This window comes from Pseudomonas paeninsulae (assembly GCF_035621475.1).
GTDB lineage: Bacteria > Pseudomonadota > Gammaproteobacteria > Pseudomonadales > Pseudomonadaceae > Aquipseudomonas > Aquipseudomonas paeninsulae.
Genome location: NZ_CP141799.1, coordinates 4,519,602 through 4,539,726, shown reverse-complemented (window position 1 = coordinate 4,539,726; position 20,125 = coordinate 4,519,602). Strand labels below are relative to the sequence as shown.

Below are 20,125 nucleotides of genomic sequence, written 5' to 3'. Positions count from 1 at the left end.
TTTATGTGACCCATGCCCGCTTCTTGGGTTTACCGCTGCCGGGACTAACCACCATAATCCACGTATTCCGCTCAAGGAGACGGCCTTGCCGAGCGCGCTCAATTCCGCTGCTGATTCCTCGGTCCTGCTGGTGCAGTTGTCCGACAGCCATCTATTTGCCGAAGCGGCCGGCAAGCTATTGGGTCTGGATACCCAGGACAGCCTGCAGCGAGTGATCGAACGGGTGCTGCAAGAGCAGCCGCAGATCGACCTGATGCTCGCCAGCGGCGATCTGTCGCAAGACGGTAGCCTGGCATCCTATCAGCGCTTCCGGCAGATGACCGCGGCGCTTGCGGCGCCAGCCCGCTGGTTTCCCGGCAACCATGACGATGTCCCGACCATGCAGGCCGCCTGCGCCGATAGCGATCTGCTGGAGCCGGTGATCGATCTGGGTAACTGGCGCATCATTCTGCTCGACTCGTCGATTCCCGGCGCGGTGCCGGGCTATCTCGACCAGCATCAGCTGGCCCTGCTGGAGCGTGCGCTCAGCGAAGCGCCGGAGCGCCATCACCTGATTTGCCTGCACCATCATCCGGTGTCCATCGGTTGCCGCTGGATGGAGCCCATCGGCTTGCGCAACCCTGAGGCGCTATTCGCCGTGCTGGAACGTTTCAGTCAGGTGCGCGCGGTGCTCTGGGGGCATATCCATCAGGAGTTCGATCGTCAGCGCAATGCTGTGCGCCTGCTGGCTTCGCCTTCCACCTGTGTGCAGTTCGCCCCGGGCAGTGAAGAATTCCAGGTCGACAGCACTGCGCCCGGCTACCGCTGGCTGCGTCTGCACGCCGACGGTCGGCTGGATACCGGCGTGTCGCGGGTGACCGGGATTGAGTTCGAGGTGGATTACACGGTGAAAGGTTACTAAGGCCGCAGGCGTTTAGCGCGGCAACGCTACTCGCTAGCCGCCCAATGCAACCACTGAGTGACGTCTAGAAAACTCGCGCAGATCCAAGTGAATCGCCCCGCTTTTTACGCCTGGCTACCTGTTGTTTAATTTCTTTCGGCTCGCTTTCTGCCTGATAAAAAGCCAGGTCCGGCGATGCTGTTCACGTCATGGATTAGCCCGCTGTACCGCCGACCGAGCGCTTAGCGGCAACTGACCGTTCTCTCCCGCTCAGTATCGTCGCCTGACTCCCGCCACCCTCGAACAATTCCACGGATAAAAACTGCCTCGCCACGGTCGTAGGCTTAGCCTTGGTTCGCGCCGGCGCTTGCCAGCCCCCGGCAAAAAACACTTATCATTCAGTTATATACCTCATGCTCCAGGTGGGAATCGTCGAATGCTGTCTGCTGTCGAGCGCTACAGGTTGCTCCTCTCCGGTGCCTTGGCCCGTTATTTCCCGCGGACCACGGCCTATCTGCGCGCCGAACGCGAGGCGGGCTTGCCGCAGAATAAACCGCGGGGCCGGGCAAAGAAGGCCGGCCCCGCGGCTGGCAAGACCCAGGCGGGCACTGGGAAACAGCCTGCCAGGTCGCGTGGCAAACCCGGAAAGCCGGCGAGCACGGCCATCTACGGGCCGGCGTTGCTCGCGGTCGATGCGGCGCAGGTCGAGGCCATGCGCGAGCGGGTCGCCCAGGCGGTAGTGGCGGGGGTGATCAATGCGCCTTCGGACGAGCAGTGGGCGATGATCCTCGGTCGTCATCCGCTCACGCGGATCTTTGCCGGGGCGGGTTCGGGCAAATCCACCACCCTGGTGCTACGGGTGGTGTTCATGCTCTGTCATCTGGGCATCGAACCGGGACGCTTGACGGTGATTTCCTTCACCAACGCCTCCTGCGCCGAGCTACGCACGCAGCTGCTCAGGGTGCTGGGTTTCTGGCAATACCCTTTCGACGCCGCCCAGGCCCGCCAGTGCGTGCGCACTTTCCATTCGGCCATGGGCGTGCTGGCCAAGCAGGCGCTGAACAGCCCGCGCTGGTTCGAGCAGCTGGATGATGCGCCCGGCGCACCCCGTGAGCTGGATAATCCGCTGACGTCCGCGCGTCTGCGTCCGGCCCAGCAGCGCTTGCTCAAGCAGGCGTATCAGAATTGCTACGCCCAGGAGCCGGTCTTCCGCGAGCGCGTGCACAGCCTGCTGGGATTACCGGCACCGCAGGCTGAGGCCCCCAAGGGTAAGCCGCCACGGGTGGCCAAGGCGCCGCTGGATGGCTTCAAACTGGCGGGGGAGTTCACTGCATTGCCGCTGTTCGAGGCCTTCTATGTGCAGGCCGGCTTTATCCAGAGCATCGGCATCCGCCCCGACCGGATAGATGTCCAGGCGCTGTCCTGCTCCGCTCGCGAGCGCAGTTTTATCGAGGCCCTGGTGCTGTTCTGCAAGGCCTTCGAGGCCTGCCTGCAGGAGCAGGGCGTGATGACCTTCGATGGCGCCTTCCAGGCGCTCGGCGAACGCTTGGCCGCCAATGCACCGGGGATCTCGGCCGAGGCGCTGGCGCCGTTCAATCACCTGCTGATCGATGAGTTCCAGGACATCTCGCCGCAGATCGTCCAGTGGCTGCAAGCGGTCCACCGCGCGCTGGCGCGTCAGGGCACGGCGGTCAGCCTGATGGCGATCGGCGACGACTGGCAGTCGATCTATGGTTGGCGCGGCAGTTCTCCGGAGTTGTTCATGGACTTCGACAAGCACTTCCCGGGCAAGGGCAAGGCGAAGAGCAGCGCGCTGCTGATGCTGGCCACCAACTACCGCTCCATCGAGCCGGTGATCCGCGACGGCGAGGCGGTGCTCGCTGGCGTCGCCTGCAAGCAAGCCAAGGCCAGCAAGGCGTTCAAGGCCATGCAGCCGGGGGATCACGGGGTCAAGCTGGTGCAGGGCTTCGATATCAAGGCGCGCCTGCCGGAGCTGCTGAAGGTGATCAACGCCGAGTGCGCGCACGTGGCCAGCCGTACGATGGCCGACCGCACCGCGGTGCTGCTGCTGAGTCGGCGCAACGCAGACTTGCAGACGATTCAGGCCCAGTTGGACAAGAAGTTGCCGGTCAAGGCCTACACCATCCACCGCGCCAAGGGCCTGCAGGCCGAAGTGGCGATCATCGTCGATGATTGCGCGCCAGCGGAGCCGCACCCGCTGCGCAATGCGCTGTATGCCTACTCGGGATTCTTCCGCAACAGCTACGACCAGGCGATGACCGATGAAAGCCTGCGCCTGGCCTATGTGGCGATCACCCGGGGCGTGAGCCGGGTGCTCTGGTTTACCCGCAAGGCCCAGGGCGCGACCCTGGTGCTGGCGGGGCGCGGCAGTCGGCGCGGCGGAGGGGGCTGAAACCTGCGCGGCCCGACCCACCCTACGGTGCCGGCTCTGGTTAGCCCAGTTGACGGTCGGCCCAGACCTTGGCCGCGCTGTGATGGAGGATGCCGTGACGGCGGGCCAGGGCGTGGCGGTCTTTGTCGTAGCCGCCGCCGATCAGGCCGACTACCGGAATGTCGCGGCCCAGGCAGTGGTTGATCACCGCCTGGTCGCGGGCGGCGACTCCGGCATCGGTCAGCTGCAGGTAGCCGAGGGCATCGTCCTGGTGCACGTCGACGCCGGCGTCGTACAGCACGATGTCTGGTTGGTACAGCGGCAGCAGGTAGTTCAACGCATCGTCCACCACCTTCAGGTAAGCGGCATCGCCCATGCCCATCGGCAGGGGGATATCCCAGTCGCTGGCGGCTTTGCGCGCGGGGAAGTTTTTTTCGCAGTGCAGGGAGACGGTGATCGCCTCCGGGATATCGGCGAGCAGGCGGGCGCTGCCGTCGCCCTGGTGCACGTCGCAGTCGAAGATCAGCACCCGTTGCGCCTTGCCGGCTTCGAGCAGGTAACGGGCGATCACCGCCAGGTCATTGAAGATGCAGAAGCCGGCCGGGTGATCGTAATGAGCGTGATGGGTGCCGCCGGCCAGATGGCAGGCCAGGCCATGCTGCAAGGCCTGTTCGGCGGCCAATAGCGAGCCGCCCACCGCGCGCACGGTACGCTGCGCCAGGGCCGCGCTCCAGGGAAGGCCGAGGCGGCGCTGGTCTTCGTGCGCCAGTTCGCCGCTCATGTAGCGCTCGATATAGGCGGGGCAATGAGCCAGGGCCAGTACTTGCGGCGGGCACAGTTGCGGACGCAGCAATTCGGCATCGCGGGTTAGGCCGCTGGCCACCAGGTGATCGCGCAGCAGGCGGAATTTTTCCATGGGGAAACGATGGCCGGCCGGGAAGGGCGGGCTGTAGTCGTCGTGATAGACCAGCGGCAGGCGCATACAATGGCACTCTTTAATGCAGCGCCTGAGTATGGTGGCGTTGCCTGGGCCGACTCAAGTGGAGCCGTAATGACCGAGCAGGACGCCGTGCGCGCCTATCACCAACTGAGCAAGCATCAGCCGCAGCGCTTCGCCCCCGGGCCCGGGCAGCTGGACTGGGCGACCCAGCCCGCCGCCTTTCGGCGTTACCGCGGCGCCCGCCTGATCGAGCTGTGGCACCGGCCGTTGCAGGAGTCGCCCGACTACGACGCGGTGTTCGCCGCGCCGGTGGGCGCACCGACGCCGCTGACTCAGGCCAGCCTGTCGCAGCTGCTGTATGACAGCCTGGCGCTGTCGGCCTGGAAGGAGGCTGGCGGCAGCCGCTGGGCGCTGCGGGTCAATCCGTCATCGGGCAATCTGCACCCGACTGAGGCGTATCTGCTGCTGCCGGCCGACAGCCTGCACGACCAGGCCTTGCTGGCCCATTACACCGCCGATGCGCATGCCCTGGAAGTGCGTGCCGAGCTGCCGGCGCCGCTGGCCGCGCAACTGTCCCAGGCATTGCCGGCGGGCGGCTGCCTGCTGGCGCTGGCCAGCATCCCCTGGCGCGAGGCGTGGAAGTATGGCGAGCGGGCCTACCGTTATTGCCAGCATGACCTCGGCCATGCCCTGGCTGGTCTGGCGCTTGCCGCCAGCCAGCTGGGCTGGCAGGTACGTCTGTTGTGCGGGGTGGCCGAGGCGCGGCTGGACGCGGTGTTCGGCCTGGATCGCCAAGGTTTTGCCGAGGCCGAGCACGTCGACTGCCTGCTCTGGATAGGCCCGGCCCAGGCCGCCGAGTTCGCCCTGCCAGAGGATCTGTTAAACGGGCTGGCCGCGCTGGAGCTGCAGGGCACGCCTAATCGCCTGTCGCGCCAGTACCGCGACTGGCCGGAGCTGGCGCGGGTGCAGGCGCTGTGTCGGGCCCCGGCCATGCCCGCTCAGCCCTGGTTGGTCGAAGCCGGCCGCGCACAGGCGGATAATCCCGGCTTGGCGCTGCGGCCGATTCTGCATCGACGCCGAAGCGCACAAAGCATGGACGGCAAGAGCGGGATTCACGCCGAGCTGTTGTTTGCCTGGTTGCAGCGGCTGATGCCGGCCAATTCGCCGGTGCCATTCGCCCTAAGCGGGGAGGCGGCCCAGGTCGATCTGCTGTTGTTCGTCCATCGCGTGCAGGGCCTGGAACCCGGCCTGTACTGGTTGGCGCGGGTCGATGGGCAGACGCAGCCTGGGCTGCGCGAGGATTTTCTCTGGCAGCGCGCGCATGACCAATTGCCGCTGTACCGCCTGCTTGCAGGCGATGCCCGCGGCCTGGCGGAGTTTCTCTCCTGTGGTCAGGACATCGCCAGCGATGGTTGCGTTGCCCTGGCCATGCTCAGTCGCTTCGACACGGCGCTGCAGGCCGGCACCTGGCGCTATCCACGGTTGTACTGGGAATGCGGGCAAATCGGCCAATTGCTCTATCTGGAAGCCGAGGCGGCGGGGCTATCGGCCACTGGCATCGGTTGTTATTTCGACGATTCGGTACATGAATTGCTAGGACTTGCCGACAGCCGCTGGCAAAGTCTTTACCATTTCACCCTTGGTCGGGCGGTGTGGGATGAGCGCTTGAGCTCACTGCCGGCCTACCCCGAATTACGTTTGCCGCGCTCTTAGCGGTTACTGGAGAACTAGCATGAGTCAGGTACTGGACGAATTGGTCGCCCTGTTGAGCCTGGAGGCCATCGAAGAGAACCTCTTTCGCGGTGTCAGTCAGGATCTTGGATTCCGTCAGCTGTTCGGCGGTCAGGTGCTCGGCCAGTGCGTGTCGGCGGCCAGCCAGACAGTCGAGGCGGATCGCCATGTGCACTCATTGCACGGTTACTTCCTGCGTCCTGGTGATTCCGCCCTGCCGGTGGTCTATCAAGTCGATCGGGTACGCGATGGCGGTAGCTTCAGCACCCGGCGGGTGACGGCGGTGCAGAAGGGCAAGCCGATCTTCACCTGCAGCGCCTCCTTCCAGTACGACGAAGACGGCTTTCACCATCAGAACCCGATGCCGGATGTGCCGGGGCCTGAAGGGTTGAAATCGGAAACCGAGCTGGCCCGACTGGTCGCCGACTCGTTGCCCGAAGGCATGCGTGAGCGCGCACTCAGCGACAAGCCGATCGAAATCCGCCCGGTGACGGTCGGCAATCCCTTCGCCCCCGAGCCGAGTGAACCGGTCAAGTATGTGTGGTTCCGCGCCGCCGGCGAGCTGCCGGACGACCCGCAGTTGCACAAGTACCTGCTCGGCTACGCCAGCGACTTCAACCTGCTGACCACCTCGATGCTGCCGCATGGCGTCTCGGTGTTCCAGAAATTCATGCAGGTGGCCAGCCTCGACCACTCGCTGTGGTTTCACAGCAACCTGCGCATGGACGACTGGCTGCTCTATGCCATGGACAGCCCCTGGGCCGGCAATGCCCGTGGCTTCTCGCGCGGGAGCATCTTCAATCGTCAGGGCCAGCTGGTCGCCTCGGTCGCCCAGGAAGGCCTGACCCGAATCCGTGAGGATTGGAAGTGAGCCGCGAGGACTGGAAATGAGGCTGCACGCGGCGCGTCACTGGGTGTTCGACATGGACGGCACCCTGACCCTGGCGGTGCATGACTTCGACGCGATCAAGCGGTCGCTGGACATCCCCCTGGCGGACGACATCCTCCATCACCTGGCGGCCTTGCCCGAGGACGTCGCGGCCGCCAAGTACATCTGGCTGCTGGAGCACGAGCGCGAGCTGGCGCTGAGCGCCGAGCCGGCGCCGGGGGCCATCGAGCTGGTTCGCGCCCTGAAAGATCGCGACTGCCGGCTCGGTATCCTCACGCGCAACGCCCATGAGCTGGCGCTGGTGACGCTGCAGGCGATCGGTCTGGGCGATTGCTTCGCCAGCGGCGACATTCTCGGCCGCGACGAGGCGCCGCCCAAGCCCCATCCCGGCGGTTTGCTGCACCTGGCTGAGCGCTGGCAGGTGACGCCGAATGAGCTGGTGATGGTCGGCGACTACCGCTTCGACCTGGAATGCGCCCGCGCCGCCGGTGCCTGCAGCGTACTGGTCAATCTGGCGCAGAATCCCTGGCCGGAATTGACCGATCACTTCGCCCTGGATTGCGCCGTGCTGCAGCGGTCGCTCGTACCCTAGGGGCGCTCGGTGCGCAGATTGCCGGGTCGATGACGCTTCATCAAATTCAGGCCTGGTTAGCGATGGCTGCCGCCGGACTCCAGGTCCTTGAGGATCGGGCAGTCGGGGCGGTCATTGCCCTGGCAGTGCTGCATCAGGTCCTGCAAGGTGTCGCGCAGGCTGCTGAGTTCGGCGATCTTGTGGTTGAGTTCGGCGATATGCCCGGCGGCCAGTGTCTTGACGTCGGCGCTGGCGCGCTGGCGGTCCTGCCACAGGGTCAGCAGTTGGGCGACCTCGGCCAGGGAAAACCCCAGATCCCGCGCACGTTTGATAAAGGCTAGGCGATGCAGGTCCTGCGCGCCGTACTGGCGATAGCCGCTGTCGCTACGCCCGGCGGCCGGTAACAGTTCGATGCTCTCGTAGTAGCGGATCATCTTGGCGCTGAGGCCGGTCTTCTGTGCGGCTTGGCCGATATTCATCGGTCGCTCTCCAGTTGGGGCATGGGCACAAAATGTAGGAGCGGGCCATGCCCGCGAAAGCCGTTCGAGCAAAAGCTTCGCGGGCATGGCCCGCTCCTACGAATTTCATGCAGGCTAGGTGTGGTCCTTGGGTTTCCAGGTCTTCAGCAGCAGTGCATTGCTCACCACGCTGAGGCTGGACAGGGCCATGGCGGCCCCGGCGAGCATCGGGTTGAGCAGGCCGGCGGCGGCCAGGGGAATACCGATCAGGTTGTAGACGAAGGCCCAAAACAGGTTCTGCCTGATCTTGTTGTAGGTGCGCCGGCTGATGTCCAGCGCCGCCGGCACCAGGCGCGGGTCGCCGCGCATCAGGGTGATGCCGGCGGCATGCATGGCCACATCGGTGCCGCTGCCCATGGCGATGCCGACATCCGCGGCAGCCAGCGCCGGGGCATCGTTGATGCCGTCGCCGACCATCGCCACCACCCCGTTGTTTTTCAGCTCGCCGATAATCGCCGCCTTGTCTGCCGGCAACACCTCGGCATGCACGGCGTCGATGCCCAGAGCGCCGGCTACTGCATTGACGCTGCCGCGGTTGTCGCCGCTGATCAGGTGGCTGCTGATGCCTTGCGCCTTGAGCTGGGCGATGGCCTCGGCGGCGCCGGCTTTGAGGGTGTCGCCGAAGGCAAACAACCCCAGCACCTGGGGCGTCGGTGCCTGTTCGATCAGCCAGGACAGGGTACGGCCTTCGGCTTCCCAGGCCAGGGCCTCGGCGACCAGGGTCTGGTTTTGCAGCCAGCCCTCCTCGAGCAGGCGTTTGTTGCCCAGGGCCAGCTGGCGTTCGCCGATCTGCCCGGCAATCCCGCGTCCGGCCAGGGCCTGGCTGTTGACCACCTCGGCCAGCGGCAACTGCTGGGCCGTGCATTCATCCAGCACGGCCCTGGCCAGCGGGTGTTCGCTGCCACGTTGCAGGGCGCCGGCCAGTTGCAGCAGGGAGGTGGTGTCGCCATCGAGTGCGCTCATGTGGGCGATTCGTGGCGTGCCAGAGGTCAGGGTGCCGGTCTTGTCGAACGCCACTGCCGTGACGCCATGGGCCACTTCCAGCGCCTCGGCGTCCTTGATCAGGATGCCGTGGCGCGCGGCCACTCCGGTGCCGGCCATGATCGCCGTTGGCGTGGCCAGGCCGAGGGCGCAGGGGCAGGCGATCACCAGCACGGCGACGGCATTGAGCAGCGCGGTTTGCAGGGTTGCGCCGAACAGCAGCCAGCCCAACAGGGTGGCCAGGGCGAGCAGCAGCACCGTCGGCACGAATACCCGACTGACCTTATCCACCAGTTTCTGGATCGGTGCCTTGGCCGCCTGGGCATCCTCGACCAGGCGGATGATCGTGGCCAGCACGGTTTCCGCTCCCAGGGCGGTGGTCTCGATCAATAGGCGGCCCTCGCCGTTAATCGCCCCGGCGGTGACCTTGTCACCCGGCTGCTTGGGCTGCGGCAGGCTCTCGCCGCTGATCAAGGCTTCGTCAGCATGGCTCTGGCCTTGCAACACCTGGCCGTCGACCGGGAAGCGCTCGCCGGGCTTGACCACCACCTGATCGCCCAGGGTCAGGGCGCTCAGTGCCACCCACTGCTCGACGCCATCGCGCAGACGCAGCGCCTGATCCGGGCGCAATGCCTGCAGGGCACGAATGGCGCTGGTAGTTTGCCGTTTGGCGCGGCTTTCCAGGTATTTTCCGAGCAGGATCAGGCTGATGATCACCGCCGAGGCTTCGAAGTACAGGTGCGGCATCGTGCCGCTCGGGGTGATCGCCCATTGATAGAGGCTCAGACCATAGGCGGCGCTGGTGCCCAGGGCGACCAGTTGATCCATGTTGCCAGCACCGGCGCGCAGGGCCAGCCAGGCGGCGCGGTAAAAACGCGCGCCGAGGATGAACTGGACCGGCGTGGCCAGGGCGAACTGGAGCCAGGCCGGCAGCATCCAGTGGGCGCCAAACGGCTCCGCCAGCATCGGGATCAGCAGTGGCGCGGTGAGCAGCAAGGCCAGTGCCAGCGCCCAGCGTTCGCGCTGCAAATGACGTTCGGCCTGGGGCTTGGCGGGCGTGTCGCCATCCAGCAGGGTGGCCGTGTAGCCGGCTTTGGCGACTGCCTGCAACAGGCTTTGTGGGTCGAGCCCCGCCGTGACCTGCAGCAGCGCGTGTTCGGTGGCCAGGTTGACGCTGGCCGTGAGCACGCCAGGCAGTTGCGCCAGGGCGTGCTCGACGCGGCCGACGCAACTGGCGCAGGTCATGCCGCTGATGGCCAGCTCCCGGCGTTCGCTGGGCACTTCATAGCCGGCGCCGGCGACGGCGGCGAGCAACTGCTCCAGGCTGTCCACTGGCGCCTCGATACGCGCCTGTTCGTTGGCCAGGTTGACCGTGGCGCTGGTGACGTTGGGTACTTTGCGCAAGGCGCGCTCGACGCGGCCGGCGCAACTGGCACAGGTCATGCCGCTGATAGGCAGGTCGAAAGTGGTCAGGCTGGACATGTAGGAGCCTCGGTTAAGTTCCGCTACAGGATCAACCTTGACCCATGGGGAAGGTCAAGTGTTGTTTTATGCCTTGACCTTACCTTTGGGGGAAGACGGACACTGAACACATCCCGCAAAATGCGGACGTACATTTAATCAGGAGGTTGCACATGCAAGCATCAAAGGTTCACACATTCAGGATCGACGGCATGACATGCGAGCATTGCGTGAAGACGATTACCGAGGCCTTGCAGGCGCGTGATCCGGCTGCCGATGTAAAGGTGAAGTTACAAGGCGGTGAGGCGCGCGTGGTAAGCAGCCTGTCGAGCGATGAGCTGATCATTGCAATTGCCGAGGCGGGTTATGGGGCAGGCCTGGCGTAACCATTGATGCCGTCATGCGCCCGCGGCGGTTGCCCCGGGAGAGTAGCCCGGCGGCAACCTGGGGCCGGTTGTGCGGGCCATGCGCTTCCCCGGATGGCATCCGGGCTACGAGAGCCGGGCAAGGTGGATGAGGCTTCACCCATCCACCAATAGCGGGGAATGACAAAAGCGTCATCCCCCTTAGCACCTATCCTTGTTGCCAATCGCGCACCAGGCCGCGAAAGCAGGCGTCGATCATCGGTGCGCTGTCGCTCAACGGGTCGAACAGTGTCGGGTCGCGCAGCCAGTCGCTGAACAGGCCGATGATCATCGCGTGCAGTGTGCGGGCCGCCAGGCGTGGGCTCATGCCAGGCTGCAGGCGCGGTTTGACGCCGGGCTGGTCGAACTGCTGTTCGCACAGGGCGATGAACTGATTGATAAAGGCGGCGTGGCGCTGCTCGGCCTCACGCAGCTCGTCGGTGAATTCGCAGCGGCGCAGGAGGATGGTGAAGATGCGCTGCTTCTGCGGGTCGCGGGCGAGGTTTTCGATGGCCTCGATACACAGTTCGCGCAACGCCAGCAGGGGATCGCGCCCGGCGCAGGCGCTCAGGCGCATGGCCATTTGCTCGGGTGGCAGGCGCACCTGGCTGAGCAGCTCGTGAAACAGGTGAGCCTTGTTCTCGAAATGCCAATACACCGCCCCACGGGTGACTCCGGCGTGGCGGGCGATATGCTCCAGGCTGGAGTGGGCCACACCTTTTTCCAGAAACAGTGTCTCGGCGGCGGCCAGGATGGCGCCGCGGGTCTGTTCGGCTTGTTCTTTGGTTCTGCGCATGACGGTCGGGAGGATTCTGTCTAGGCTCTGCTTTGAGGAACAGAGTGTACTGAATTTGAACTCGATGTTTTGTTTACAAACAGCAGTGTATGTAATTAGCATCGTCACCTTTGTGCGGTACGCATTGTGTTGCTCCGGAGAGCCTTATGTTTTTTGTCCCTCACCTCGCGCTTGCTCTTGGGGCGTTAGCCTATGGCGCGCTGGCGCCCATGACCCAGGCCGCTGAGGCTCCCCCCGCACCTGAAGTGCTGGTGGAGACCGTCAAGGTTGGCCCGCTGCCGCTGGAGCTGGAGTACTCGGCGCGCACCGCGGGCTTTCGTGAGGTACAGGTGCGTGCCCAGGTCAGTGGCATCCTGCAGGAGCGCACCTACCTGGAGGGCAGTGCGGTCAAGCAGGGCCAGTTGATGTTCCGCATCGACCCACGCACCTACCAGGCCGCCCTGGCTCGGGCCAAGGGCGCACTGGCCCAGGAACAGGCGCGTTTTCGGCAGACCGAACGCGACCTCAAGCGTACCCGCGAGCTGCAGAAGAAGGGCTACGCCAGCGAGAGCGAATTGGACAACGCCATCTCCAACTTCGAGCAGAGCAAGGCCAACATCCAGGCCGCCGAGGCCGAGGTGCAATCCAAGCAGATCGATCTCGATTACACCACGGTGAAAGCGCCAATCTCGGGGATCACCAGCCGCGAAACCGTTTCCGAGGGTAGCCTGATGGTCGCGGGCGATCCGAACGCCAGCTTGCTGACCAACATCACCCAGCTCGATCCTATTTTCGTCAATTTCGCCGCCCCGGACACCGATATTGCGGTTGTGCGCAGCGGTTTGAAAAGTGGCGCGCTGACCCTGCCTGAAGACCAACACATGAGCGTCGAAATCAAGTTCGGCGATGGCTCGGTCTATCCATTGGCAGGCAAGGTGGACTTCACCGGTAGCCTGATCGACCGCAGCACCAGTACCGTCAGTGCTCGCGCCGTGGTGCCCAACCCGGAACAGAAGCTGCTCCCCGGCCAGTTCGTGCGAGTCGTGGTCAAGGGCATCACCTTGCCCGGCGCCATCACCGTGCCGGAGCGCGCGGTTGCGCAAGGCCCGCGCGGTACCTTCGTGTACGTGGTCGACGCTCAGAGCATCGCCCGCACCCGCCAGGTCAGCACCGGGCGCACCGCCAATGGTCGCTGGGTGATCGAGTCCGGCATCAGCGCCGGTGACCGGGTGATCGTCGAGGGGTTGCCCAAGGTGCGCCCGGATACGCCGGTCAAGGTCGCCGATCCCAGCGACTCATCCGCCAAGCAGTCCTAAGGAGCGTACCCCGTGTTCTCACGCTTCTTTATCGATCGCCCGGTTTTCGCCGCAGTCATCTCCATCATTATCGTACTCGCCGGCCTGATGGCCATGCGCGCGCTGCCGATTGCCCAGTACCCGCAGATTCTGCCGCCGCAGGTGTCGGTCAGCGCCGGCTATTCTGGCGCCAGCGCGCAGGTGATCGCAGAAACCGTGGCCGCACCACTGGAACAGTCGATCAACGGCGTCGAGGGGATGATCTACCAGCAGTCCAACTCCGGCGGCAACGCCATGAGCCTGTCGGTGTATTTCCAGGTCGGCACCGATCCCGATCAGGCCACCATCGACGTCAACAACCGGGTCCAGGCCGCCCTGGCCAAGCTGCCGGAAGAGGTGCGTCGCCAAGGCGTCAAGGTGGAGAAGAAGTCCTCGGACATCCTCCAGGTGGTTGCCCTGTTCTCCCCGGATGGCTCGCGCGACCCGGTGTATATCAGCAACTACGCGCTGATCAACGTGATCGACGAGCTCAAGCGCTTGCCGGGGATCGGTGACGCCCGCCAGTTCGGCTCGAAAGACTACTCGATGCGCATCTGGCTGCGCCCGGACAAACTGGCCCAGTACAACCTGACGCCGGCCGATGTGGTTAGCGCCATTCGCGAGCAGAACTCGCAGTTCGCCGCCGGCAGCTTCGGCCAGCAGCCGCTGCAACAGGAGCAGGACTTCACCTATACGGTGACCACCCAGGGGCGGTTCACCGATCCGCAAGAGTTCGAGAACGTGATTTTGCGCAGCGACGAGACAGGCGCCAGCCTGCTGTTGAAGGATGTGGCGCGGATCGAGTTGGGCGCCCAGGACTACTCGCTGATGACCTCGCTCAACGGCCAGCAGAACGCCGCCTTCGGCATCTACCTGCAACCGGGTGCCAATGCCCTGGACACCGCCGAGGCGGTGCGGACCACGCTGCAGCGCCTTTCGAAGAACTTCCCCGAGGGCATCACCTACAAGATCCCCTACGACACCACCAAGTTCGTCAAGGTCTCCATCGACGAGGTGATCTACACCTTCTTCGAGGCTTTGGTGCTGGTGGTGCTGGTGGTGTTCATCTTCCTGCAGAACTGGCGCGCCACGTTGATTCCGTTGCTGGCCATTCCGGTGTCGCTGATCGGCACTTTCGCCGGCATGTACCTGCTCGGCTTCTCGATCAACTTGCTGACCCTGTTCGGCATGGTGCTGGCGATTGGCATCGTGGTCGACGACGCCATTGTGGTGATCGAGAACGTCGAGCGGGTCATGAACGAGGACAAGATCGGCCCGCGCGAGGCGACCATCAAGGCCATGCAGGAGGTCACCGGGCCGATCGTCGCCATCGTCCTGGTGCTCTGCGCGGTGTTTGTGCCGGTGGGCTTTCTCGGCGGCTTGGCGGGTGAGATGTACAAGCAGTTCGCGATCACCATCGCCGTGTCGGTGGTGATCTCCGGCATCGTCGCGCTGACCCTGAGTCCGGCGCTGTGCGCGGTATTGCTCAAACCGGGCCATCAGCAGCCGGCCGCACCGTTTCGCGCCTTCAACCGCATGTTCGACCGCCTCACCAACGGTTACACCGCTGGCGTACGCTTCTTCCTCAAGCGTTCGGCGATCGGCCTGCTGCTGTTTGGCGTGATGATCGCACTGATGCTGGCGCTGTTCAGCCGAGTGCCCAGCTCACTGGTGCCGGATGAGGATCAGGGTTATGTGATCAATGCCTACTTCCTGCCACCGGCGGCCTCGCTGACCCGCACCGAGAAGCTGACCAGCGCGGTCACCCAGCAGTTGATGGACCACCCGGCAGTCGCGGATGTGGTGACCTTCGCCGGTTTCGACATCCTCACCTTCGGCACACGCAGCAACGCCGGGGTGTCCTTCGTGCCGCTGAAGGACTGGAGTGAACGCACCACGCCGGAGCTGGACGCGCGCAACCTGACGAAAACCTTCATGGCCATGGGCGCGGCGCAAAAGGATGGTCTGGTGATGACCTTCAACCCGCCGCCGATTACCGGCATGAGCACCACCGGCGGTTTCGAGGGGTTTATTCAGGATCGCAGTGGTGGCAGCACCGCGCAGCTGGCCAGCAAGGTCACGGCTTTCCTCGAGGCCACGGCCAAACGGCCGGAGCTGGCCGGGGTGCGCACCACCTTCAGCGCCAACGTGCCGCAGTACTACATCAACCTCGATCGGACCAAGGCGAGTGCCCTGGGCGTGTCGATCAGTGATGTGTTCACCGCCATGCAGGCGACGTTCGGCAGTTACTACGTCAACGATTTCAGTCTGTATGGGCGTACCTTTCAGGTCAGCCTGCAATCGGAGTCGGAGTTCCGCAGCAAGCCGGAAGACCTGGCCCAGGTCTATGTGCGCTCGTCCAGCCGCGAGCTGGTGCCGTTGTCCAGTCTGGTCAAGGTCGAGCGGATTCTCGGCCCGGACAGCTACGCGCGGTTCAACGTCTACCCGGCGGCGAAGATTCTCGGGGGGCCGGCGCCGGGTTACAGTTCCGGGCAGGCCCTGGCGGCAATCCAGCAAGTGGCCGATGAGATGCTGGGCAGCGACTACAGCATCGGCTGGACCGGTTCGGCCTTTCAGGAGCAGGCCACCCAGGGTTCCGGCAGCACTGCGTTTATTTTCGGCCTGATCATGGTGTTCCTGATTCTCGCGGCGCAGTACGAGCGCTGGACCCTGCCGCTGGCGGTGGTGAGCGCCGTACCGTTCGCGGTGTTCGGGGCAATTCTCGCGGTCTGGCTGCGCGGCATCGAGAAGGACGTGTACTTCCAGGTCGGCCTGTTGACTCTGATCGGGCTGGCCTCGAAGAACGCCATCCTGATCGTCGAGTTCGCGGTGATCTGCCGCAAACAGGGCATGGGCATCTTCGAGTCGGCCTTGGAGGCTTCGCGCCTGCGCTTTCGGCCGATCATCATGACCTCGCTGGCCTTCATCCTCGGCGTGGTCCCGCTGGTCATCAGCAGTGGCGCCGGCTCAGCCAGCCGCCACTCGATCGGCACCGGGGTGATTGGCGGCATGCTGGCGGCGACCTTCTTGGCGATCTTCCTGATCCCGATGTTCTACCTGCTGGTGGAGTCCTGGGCAGCCAAGCTGAGCAAAGGGCGCAACAAGCGCGAAGAGGTGGTGGTCGAGTCGTAGGGTGGGTTAGGCGCGTACGCTGGCGCCCGTTTATGTCGAGGGCCGCGGCGCGCCGTAACCCACCATCGGTGGCGCCTGGATGCGGTGGGTTACGCGGCGCGAAGGCCGGTGCCGGCTTCAAGGCAGGTGCAGTGCCGCTAACCCACCCATCTGCCATTACCTATCTGGAAACCCATGCCATTACGCCTTTTGCTGATCCTCGGCGCCTTGAGCGCGTTTGGCCCCCTGGCCATCGACTTCTACCTGCCGAGTTTTCCCACCCTGGCGCGGGTCTTCGCCACTGACGTCGAGCATGTGCAGTTGTCGTTGGCCGCCTATTTCATTGGCCTGGCGCTGGGGCAACTGATCTATGGGCCGTTGGCCGACCGTTTCGGCCGGCGCAAGCCGCTGCTCGCCGGGGTGCTGCTGTTCAGCCTGGCCTCGCTGGCCTGTGCGCTGGCACCGAGCCTGGAATGGCTGATCGCCGCGCGTTTCGTCCAGGCCCTCGGCGGCTGCGCCGGCATGGTGGTGAACCGCGCCGTGGTGCGCGACCTGTGCGACCCGATAACCTCGGCCAAGGTCTTTTCCCAGCTGATGCTGGTCATGGGCTTGGCGCCGATCCTCGCGCCGCTGGCCGGTGGCGTGCTCTTGAGTTGGCTCGGCTGGCAGTCGATCTTCGTCTGCCTGTTCGCGTTTGGCGTGCTCAGTTGGCTCGGCGTGGCGCTGTGGCTGCCGGAAACCCTGGCTGTCGACGCGCCGAGAGCGCCATTGCGCGGCGCGCTGGGTGAGTACCGGCGGCTGCTCGGCGACTTGCCGTTTCTCGGCCATGCGCTGACCGGCGGCTTGGCCGTCGCCGGAATGTTCGCTTATATCGCCGGTTCGCCCTTCGTCTTCATCGAATTGTACGGCGTACCGGCCGAGCATTACGGCTGGCTGTTCGGCAGCAATGCCCTGGGCTTTATCCTGGTGGCGCAACTCAATGCCTGGCTGGTGGCGCGGCATGGGCCGGGCTATTGGCTGCGGCGCACGGTGTGGTTCTATCTGGCTTGCGGTTTGCTACTGCTAGCGATTGCGACCTCGCGCCCGGCGGCGCTGTGGCCCCTGTTGATTCCCTTGTTCGGCTGTATTGCCTGCCTCGGCATTCTCCTGCCGAACGCCTCGGCCTGCGCCATGGCCGGCCAGGGCACGCATGCCGGCAGCGCCTCGGCATTGCTCGGTTGCCTGCAGTTCGGCATAGCCGCCAGCGCTGCTGCATTGGTCGGTGTGCTGCATGACGGCAGCGCCTGGCCGATGGCGCTGGTGATCTGCGGCTGCGCCGCGCTGGCCGTACTCTGCTCGCGCTTCACGCGCTGGGCGGAGCGGCGTAGTGGCTACCCTGGTTGGTAAGCGGGGTCGTCGCGTCTTCGACGCCGCGCTGTCGCGCAGCAAACTTGGGCACTCAGGATCAAGACCGGATGGGTTAGGCGCCCGCAAACTGACCTGCTGCCAGCAGAACAAACGCGCCGTTACCCATCATCGATATTCGCCCGGCCAGCGGCTACAGGCATAAACCGCCCGATGGGTATCGCTGCGCTCAATGCCATTCTACGGTCTCGGGCTGCATGCCCACGCGGACGGTTCGACGCCTCGACGTGGGGACGATCAAGCGATCTCGAGCAATCCGCCCGATCTGGGGCAGTCCACGATCAGGGTGTCACTCGCCGAAGGCAGTGCACCACTGGCGCGCTTGGCGCGCCACAAAGGCTGGCGGTTTGTCGCTGCGCTCCGATCGGAACGCCGCCCGGACCGCCCTACCGCCGAACCGATCGCCGCCCGGATCTGCCTGCGTTTTGCTGCTCAGCGGGCAGCGCGTTGCATCTGACTCGGCCATTGATGCGGGGCTTGCAGGCGCGTTTCAAGGGTGGCGACGAACTGGCGGGCTTCGGCTTCGCTGCGGAAGGTCACACTTTGGCGGGCGAAACGTACTTGCCAGCAGGCACCTTCGGCTTGCTGCAGTGGTTGAATGCTGATGTTCATGAACGACACCTCCGCGAGTTAGGCGGATCAGTCTAGCCCTGGCAAATGTACGTTTCCTGACATGGATCAAGTAGCCGACTGGTGGTGGTCGGCCTGCGCTGTTCATCGCTGCCGCTGCAACTGTTGCACGGCCAGGCTGGCCAGGCGGGTGAACTCGGTGACCAGGGCGATATCGCTCTGGCTCGGCCGTTTGGGGTGGTCGTAGTAGATGCCGAAGGTGCCGAGTACCCGCGCGTTGTCGTCCTTGAACGGCAGCGACCAGCAGGCATGTAAACCGGCGGCCAGGGCCTGGGTGCGAAACGCCTGCCAGTAGGGATGAGTATCGAGGTTTTCCGCGATCACCAGTTCGCCGCTGCACGCGGCGTGGCCACATGAGCCGAGTTCGAGCTGCGCCGGCAGGCCGTCGATGGCCTGCCGATACAGCTCGGGCAGGCTGGGCGCGGCGACCAGACGCAGGCGCTGCTGCTCGTCCAGCAGCATGATCGACACCCGCATGTGCGGGTTGAGATCCTGTAAACGCTGGCTGATGCCGTCGAGGATGTGCGCCAGGGGGCGGCGGGCGAGCAGTTCATCGAGTACCGCGTTGCGCGCGTGCTGCAGTTGCTGCAGTTGATGGCGGTCATGAATGTCATGCAGGCTGCCGTTGAGCATGCTGTTCGATGGGCTGTGGCTTAACTGAATGTCTATCCAGCGCAGTTGGCCCTGGCGGGTGAGCAGGCGGAATTCGCCACGCAGGCCGCTCTGCTGGCCGTTGTCGATGGCACTGAGCTGCTGGTTGAAGCGCGCCGCGTCTGCGCCGTCGAGAAACTGGGTCAACGGTCGACCGAGGCATTCGTAGCCGGCATAGCCGCTAAGCTTTTCCCAGGCCGGGTTGAGAAAATTCAGGTGGCCGCTGGCGTCCGTCAGCACTATCACTTCGTTCAGCTGTTCGACCAGTTCGCGGTAACGCCCCTCGCTGGCTTGCAGTTCGAGATTGATCTGTTTCTGTTCGCTGAGATCGATGTCGATGCAGTACAACTCCAGTTGGTCGCGGCTGTTGGGCAGCATCGAATGGGTGGAGTACACCCACACCTTGCTGCCGTCCTTGCGCTGCAATTGCAACTCCGCTGCGGCAATCGGCGGGCCACCGAGCAGCCAGCGGTTGATTGCGCTGATGGCCTTGCTGCGCGCGGCGGGCGGGATGATCAGCTCTTCCAGGCGCCGGCCCATGGCTTCCTGCAGGCTATAGCCATAGAGCTGGGTGCTGGCCTGGTTCCAATAGATCACCCGGCGCTCGCGGTCGTAACCCTGCACGGCAATTCGCGGGGTTTGCTCGAACAGTTGGCGGAAACGCTGCTCGCTTTCGCGCAGGGCGGTTTCGTCGCGCTTCTGGGTGCTGATGTCCTGAACGGTGCCGAGGATCTGCCCATTGGCGTCCGCCTCGCCCCGCAACATCAGCCAGGTGACCTGTTGTTGCGGCGGTTGATGCAGACGCACACTGGTTGCCATCGGCGTGTGCTGTTCGCGCAGACCCTGCAAGGCGCGCTGCAGGGTCGGGCGCTCGGCCGGGTAGAGCCAGCTGAGCAATTGCTCGGTGCTGCTGTATTCACAGCCCGGGTCGCGGCCTAGCAGTTGCAGGGCCTCAGGGCTCCAGTGCATGTGCCCATCATATTCCCAGCTGCCGAGGGCGGCGTTGCGCTGGGTGTGCTGCAGCAGTCGGCTGTTGTGCGCCAGGGCGTTGAGCAACTCATGCTGGGCGCGGCGGTTCCGGTAGCTGAGGTAGAAGATCAGCAGGCTGCTGAGCAGTACGAAGAACACGCCCTTGGCGGTTTGCAGCTGGCTGTTCAAGGCTCTGTCGTTGACCATGGCCATCAGTAGGGAGTCGCTGGCGAAAATCCAGACGCTGCTGAACAGGATGTAGGCGCCGGCCAGGCGCACTGGGGCTGTTAGCTCGGAACGCATCCTTACCTCCGATGAGTCGCGGGTTCGCGAGAGGCCGCTGGGCATGCCGTAATCTGCCTGGCATGCCTTGAGCGTACTTGCAGTCTAGTCGGCTGTTGGCCGCTTGTTGGGGGAAAGGGCTGCCTGCGCCGCGCTGGCAACCCGCATGCCGGCGAATAGCCAGATAGCAGGCGCCAGCGGG

Annotated in this window: 15 protein-coding genes; 9 read left to right on the top strand and 6 right to left on the bottom strand. The window is 64.7% G+C overall.

Annotated elements, in window-relative coordinates; genetic code table 11:
• Positions 1 to 85 precede the first annotated feature (85 nt).
• Together cpdA and VCJ09_RS20905 are read left to right on the top strand one after the other, a co-directional pair.
• A complete protein-coding gene (gene cpdA / locus VCJ09_RS20910; RefSeq protein ID WP_324731959.1) occupies positions 86 to 901 on the top strand; it encodes a 3',5'-cyclic-AMP phosphodiesterase in 816 nt (271 codons plus the stop codon).
• A 415-nt stretch (positions 902 to 1,316) separates the two neighbouring features.
• A complete protein-coding gene (locus tag VCJ09_RS20905) occupies positions 1,317 to 3,293 on the top strand; it encodes a DEAD/DEAH box helicase (protein ID WP_324731958.1) in 1,977 nt (658 codons plus the stop codon).
• Positions 3,294 to 3,333: 40 nt separating this feature from the next.
• Here VCJ09_RS20905 and VCJ09_RS20900 read toward each other — a convergent pair whose 3' ends face one another.
• Complete coding sequence (locus VCJ09_RS20900; protein ID WP_324731957.1) at positions 3,334 to 4,254, bottom strand: histone deacetylase family protein; 921 nt, start codon at positions 4,252 to 4,254, stop codon at positions 3,334 to 3,336.
• Positions 4,255 to 4,323: 69 nt separating this feature from the next.
• Here VCJ09_RS20900 and VCJ09_RS20895 point away from each other — a divergent pair, with 69 nt between their 5' ends.
• Genes VCJ09_RS20895 through VCJ09_RS20885 form a run of 3 tightly spaced genes read left to right on the top strand, consistent with a single transcriptional unit; the run spans position 4,324 to position 7,424 of the window.
• A complete protein-coding gene (locus VCJ09_RS20895) occupies positions 4,324 to 5,925 on the top strand; it encodes a SagB/ThcOx family dehydrogenase (RefSeq protein WP_324731956.1) in 1,602 nt (533 codons plus the stop codon).
• Between the two features lie 19 nt (positions 5,926 to 5,944).
• Positions 5,945 to 6,814, top strand: coding sequence for an acyl-CoA thioesterase II (gene tesB, locus VCJ09_RS20890; protein WP_324731955.1), 870 nt, complete (start codon positions 5,945 to 5,947; stop codon positions 6,812 to 6,814).
• A 16-nt stretch (positions 6,815 to 6,830) separates the two neighbouring features.
• Complete coding sequence (locus VCJ09_RS20885) at positions 6,831 to 7,424, top strand: HAD family hydrolase (protein WP_324731954.1); 594 nt, start codon at positions 6,831 to 6,833, stop codon at positions 7,422 to 7,424.
• 56 nt (positions 7,425 to 7,480) lie between these two features.
• On the opposite strand, the gene cueR is transcribed toward VCJ09_RS20885, so the two are convergent.
• Positions 7,481 to 7,882 (bottom strand): Cu(I)-responsive transcriptional regulator, encoded by a 402-nt coding sequence (gene cueR / locus VCJ09_RS20880; RefSeq protein WP_324731953.1) that lies wholly within the window; start codon positions 7,880 to 7,882, stop codon positions 7,481 to 7,483.
• Positions 7,883 to 7,996: 114 nt separating this feature from the next.
• On the bottom strand, positions 7,997 to 10,384 hold the full coding sequence (locus VCJ09_RS20875; protein ID WP_324731952.1) for a heavy metal translocating P-type ATPase: 2,388 nt from the start codon (positions 10,382 to 10,384) through the stop codon (positions 7,997 to 7,999).
• A 152-nt stretch (positions 10,385 to 10,536) separates the two neighbouring features.
• Here VCJ09_RS20875 and VCJ09_RS20870 point away from each other — a divergent pair, with 152 nt between their 5' ends.
• A complete protein-coding gene (locus VCJ09_RS20870; protein ID WP_079203341.1) occupies positions 10,537 to 10,749 on the top strand; it encodes a heavy-metal-associated domain-containing protein in 213 nt (70 codons plus the stop codon).
• Between the two features lie 187 nt (positions 10,750 to 10,936).
• Here the strand turns inward: VCJ09_RS20870 and VCJ09_RS20865 are convergent, their stop codons facing one another.
• Positions 10,937 to 11,563, bottom strand: a complete 627-nt coding sequence (locus VCJ09_RS20865; protein ID WP_324731951.1) for a TetR family transcriptional regulator — start codon at positions 11,561 to 11,563, stop codon at positions 10,937 to 10,939.
• A gap of 146 nt (positions 11,564 to 11,709) precedes the next feature.
• Between VCJ09_RS20865 and VCJ09_RS20860 the strand changes: the two genes are divergently transcribed.
• From VCJ09_RS20860 to VCJ09_RS20850, 3 genes are all read left to right on the top strand, one after another.
• Positions 11,710 to 12,858: an efflux RND transporter periplasmic adaptor subunit gene (locus tag VCJ09_RS20860; protein ID WP_407692989.1), complete on the top strand. Its 1,149-nt coding sequence runs from the start codon at positions 11,710 to 11,712 to the stop codon at positions 12,856 to 12,858.
• A gap of 12 nt (positions 12,859 to 12,870) precedes the next feature.
• Complete coding sequence (locus VCJ09_RS20855; protein ID WP_324731950.1) at positions 12,871 to 16,008, top strand: efflux RND transporter permease subunit; 3,138 nt, start codon at positions 12,871 to 12,873, stop codon at positions 16,006 to 16,008.
• Positions 16,009 to 16,182: 174 nt separating this feature from the next.
• Positions 16,183 to 17,373, top strand: coding sequence for a Bcr/CflA family multidrug efflux MFS transporter (locus VCJ09_RS20850; RefSeq protein WP_324731949.1), 1,191 nt, complete (start codon positions 16,183 to 16,185; stop codon positions 17,371 to 17,373).
• A 450-nt stretch (positions 17,374 to 17,823) separates the two neighbouring features.
• Here the strand turns inward: VCJ09_RS20850 and VCJ09_RS20845 are convergent, their stop codons facing one another.
• The gene (locus VCJ09_RS20845) at positions 17,824 to 18,003 is read right to left on the bottom strand and encodes a hypothetical protein (protein ID WP_324731948.1); all 180 of its coding nucleotides are present in this window, start codon (positions 18,001 to 18,003) and stop codon (positions 17,824 to 17,826) included.
• A 102-nt stretch (positions 18,004 to 18,105) separates the two neighbouring features.
• Positions 18,106 to 19,944, bottom strand: coding sequence for a bifunctional diguanylate cyclase/phosphodiesterase (locus VCJ09_RS20840; RefSeq protein WP_324731947.1), 1,839 nt, complete (start codon positions 19,942 to 19,944; stop codon positions 18,106 to 18,108).
• Positions 19,945 to 20,125 lie beyond the last annotated feature (181 nt).

What these genes read in the sequence shown, in the direction of transcription:
- tesB (WP_324731955.1), top strand. Translation starts at nt 5,945, where the DNA reads ATGAGTCAGGTACTGGACGAATTGGTCGCCCTGTTGAGCCTGGAGGCC.
- VCJ09_RS20905 (WP_324731958.1), top strand. Translation starts at nt 1,317, where the DNA reads ATGCTGTCTGCTGTCGAGCGCTACAGGTTGCTCCTCTCCGGTGCCTTG.
- VCJ09_RS20865 (WP_324731951.1), bottom strand. Translation starts at nt 11,563, where the DNA reads ATGCGCAGAACCAAAGAACAAGCCGAACAGACCCGCGGCGCCATCCTG.
- cueR (WP_324731953.1), bottom strand. Translation starts at nt 7,882, where the DNA reads ATGAATATCGGCCAAGCCGCACAGAAGACCGGCCTCAGCGCCAAGATG.
- VCJ09_RS20840 (WP_324731947.1), bottom strand. Translation starts at nt 19,944, where the DNA reads ATGCGTTCCGAGCTAACAGCCCCAGTGCGCCTGGCCGGCGCCTACATC.
- VCJ09_RS20875 (WP_324731952.1), bottom strand. Translation starts at nt 10,384, where the DNA reads ATGTCCAGCCTGACCACTTTCGACCTGCCTATCAGCGGCATGACCTGT.
- VCJ09_RS20895 (WP_324731956.1), top strand. Translation starts at nt 4,324, where the DNA reads ATGACCGAGCAGGACGCCGTGCGCGCCTATCACCAACTGAGCAAGCAT.
- VCJ09_RS20845 (WP_324731948.1), bottom strand. Translation starts at nt 18,003, where the DNA reads ATGAACATCAGCATTCAACCACTGCAGCAAGCCGAAGGTGCCTGCTGG.
- VCJ09_RS20860 (WP_407692989.1), top strand. Translation starts at nt 11,710, where the DNA reads ATGTTTTTTGTCCCTCACCTCGCGCTTGCTCTTGGGGCGTTAGCCTAT.
- VCJ09_RS20885 (WP_324731954.1), top strand. Translation starts at nt 6,831, where the DNA reads ATGAGGCTGCACGCGGCGCGTCACTGGGTGTTCGACATGGACGGCACC.
- VCJ09_RS20850 (WP_324731949.1), top strand. Translation starts at nt 16,183, where the DNA reads ATGCCATTACGCCTTTTGCTGATCCTCGGCGCCTTGAGCGCGTTTGGC.
- VCJ09_RS20900 (WP_324731957.1), bottom strand. Translation starts at nt 4,254, where the DNA reads ATGCGCCTGCCGCTGGTCTATCACGACGACTACAGCCCGCCCTTCCCG.
- VCJ09_RS20870 (WP_079203341.1), top strand. Translation starts at nt 10,537, where the DNA reads ATGCAAGCATCAAAGGTTCACACATTCAGGATCGACGGCATGACATGC.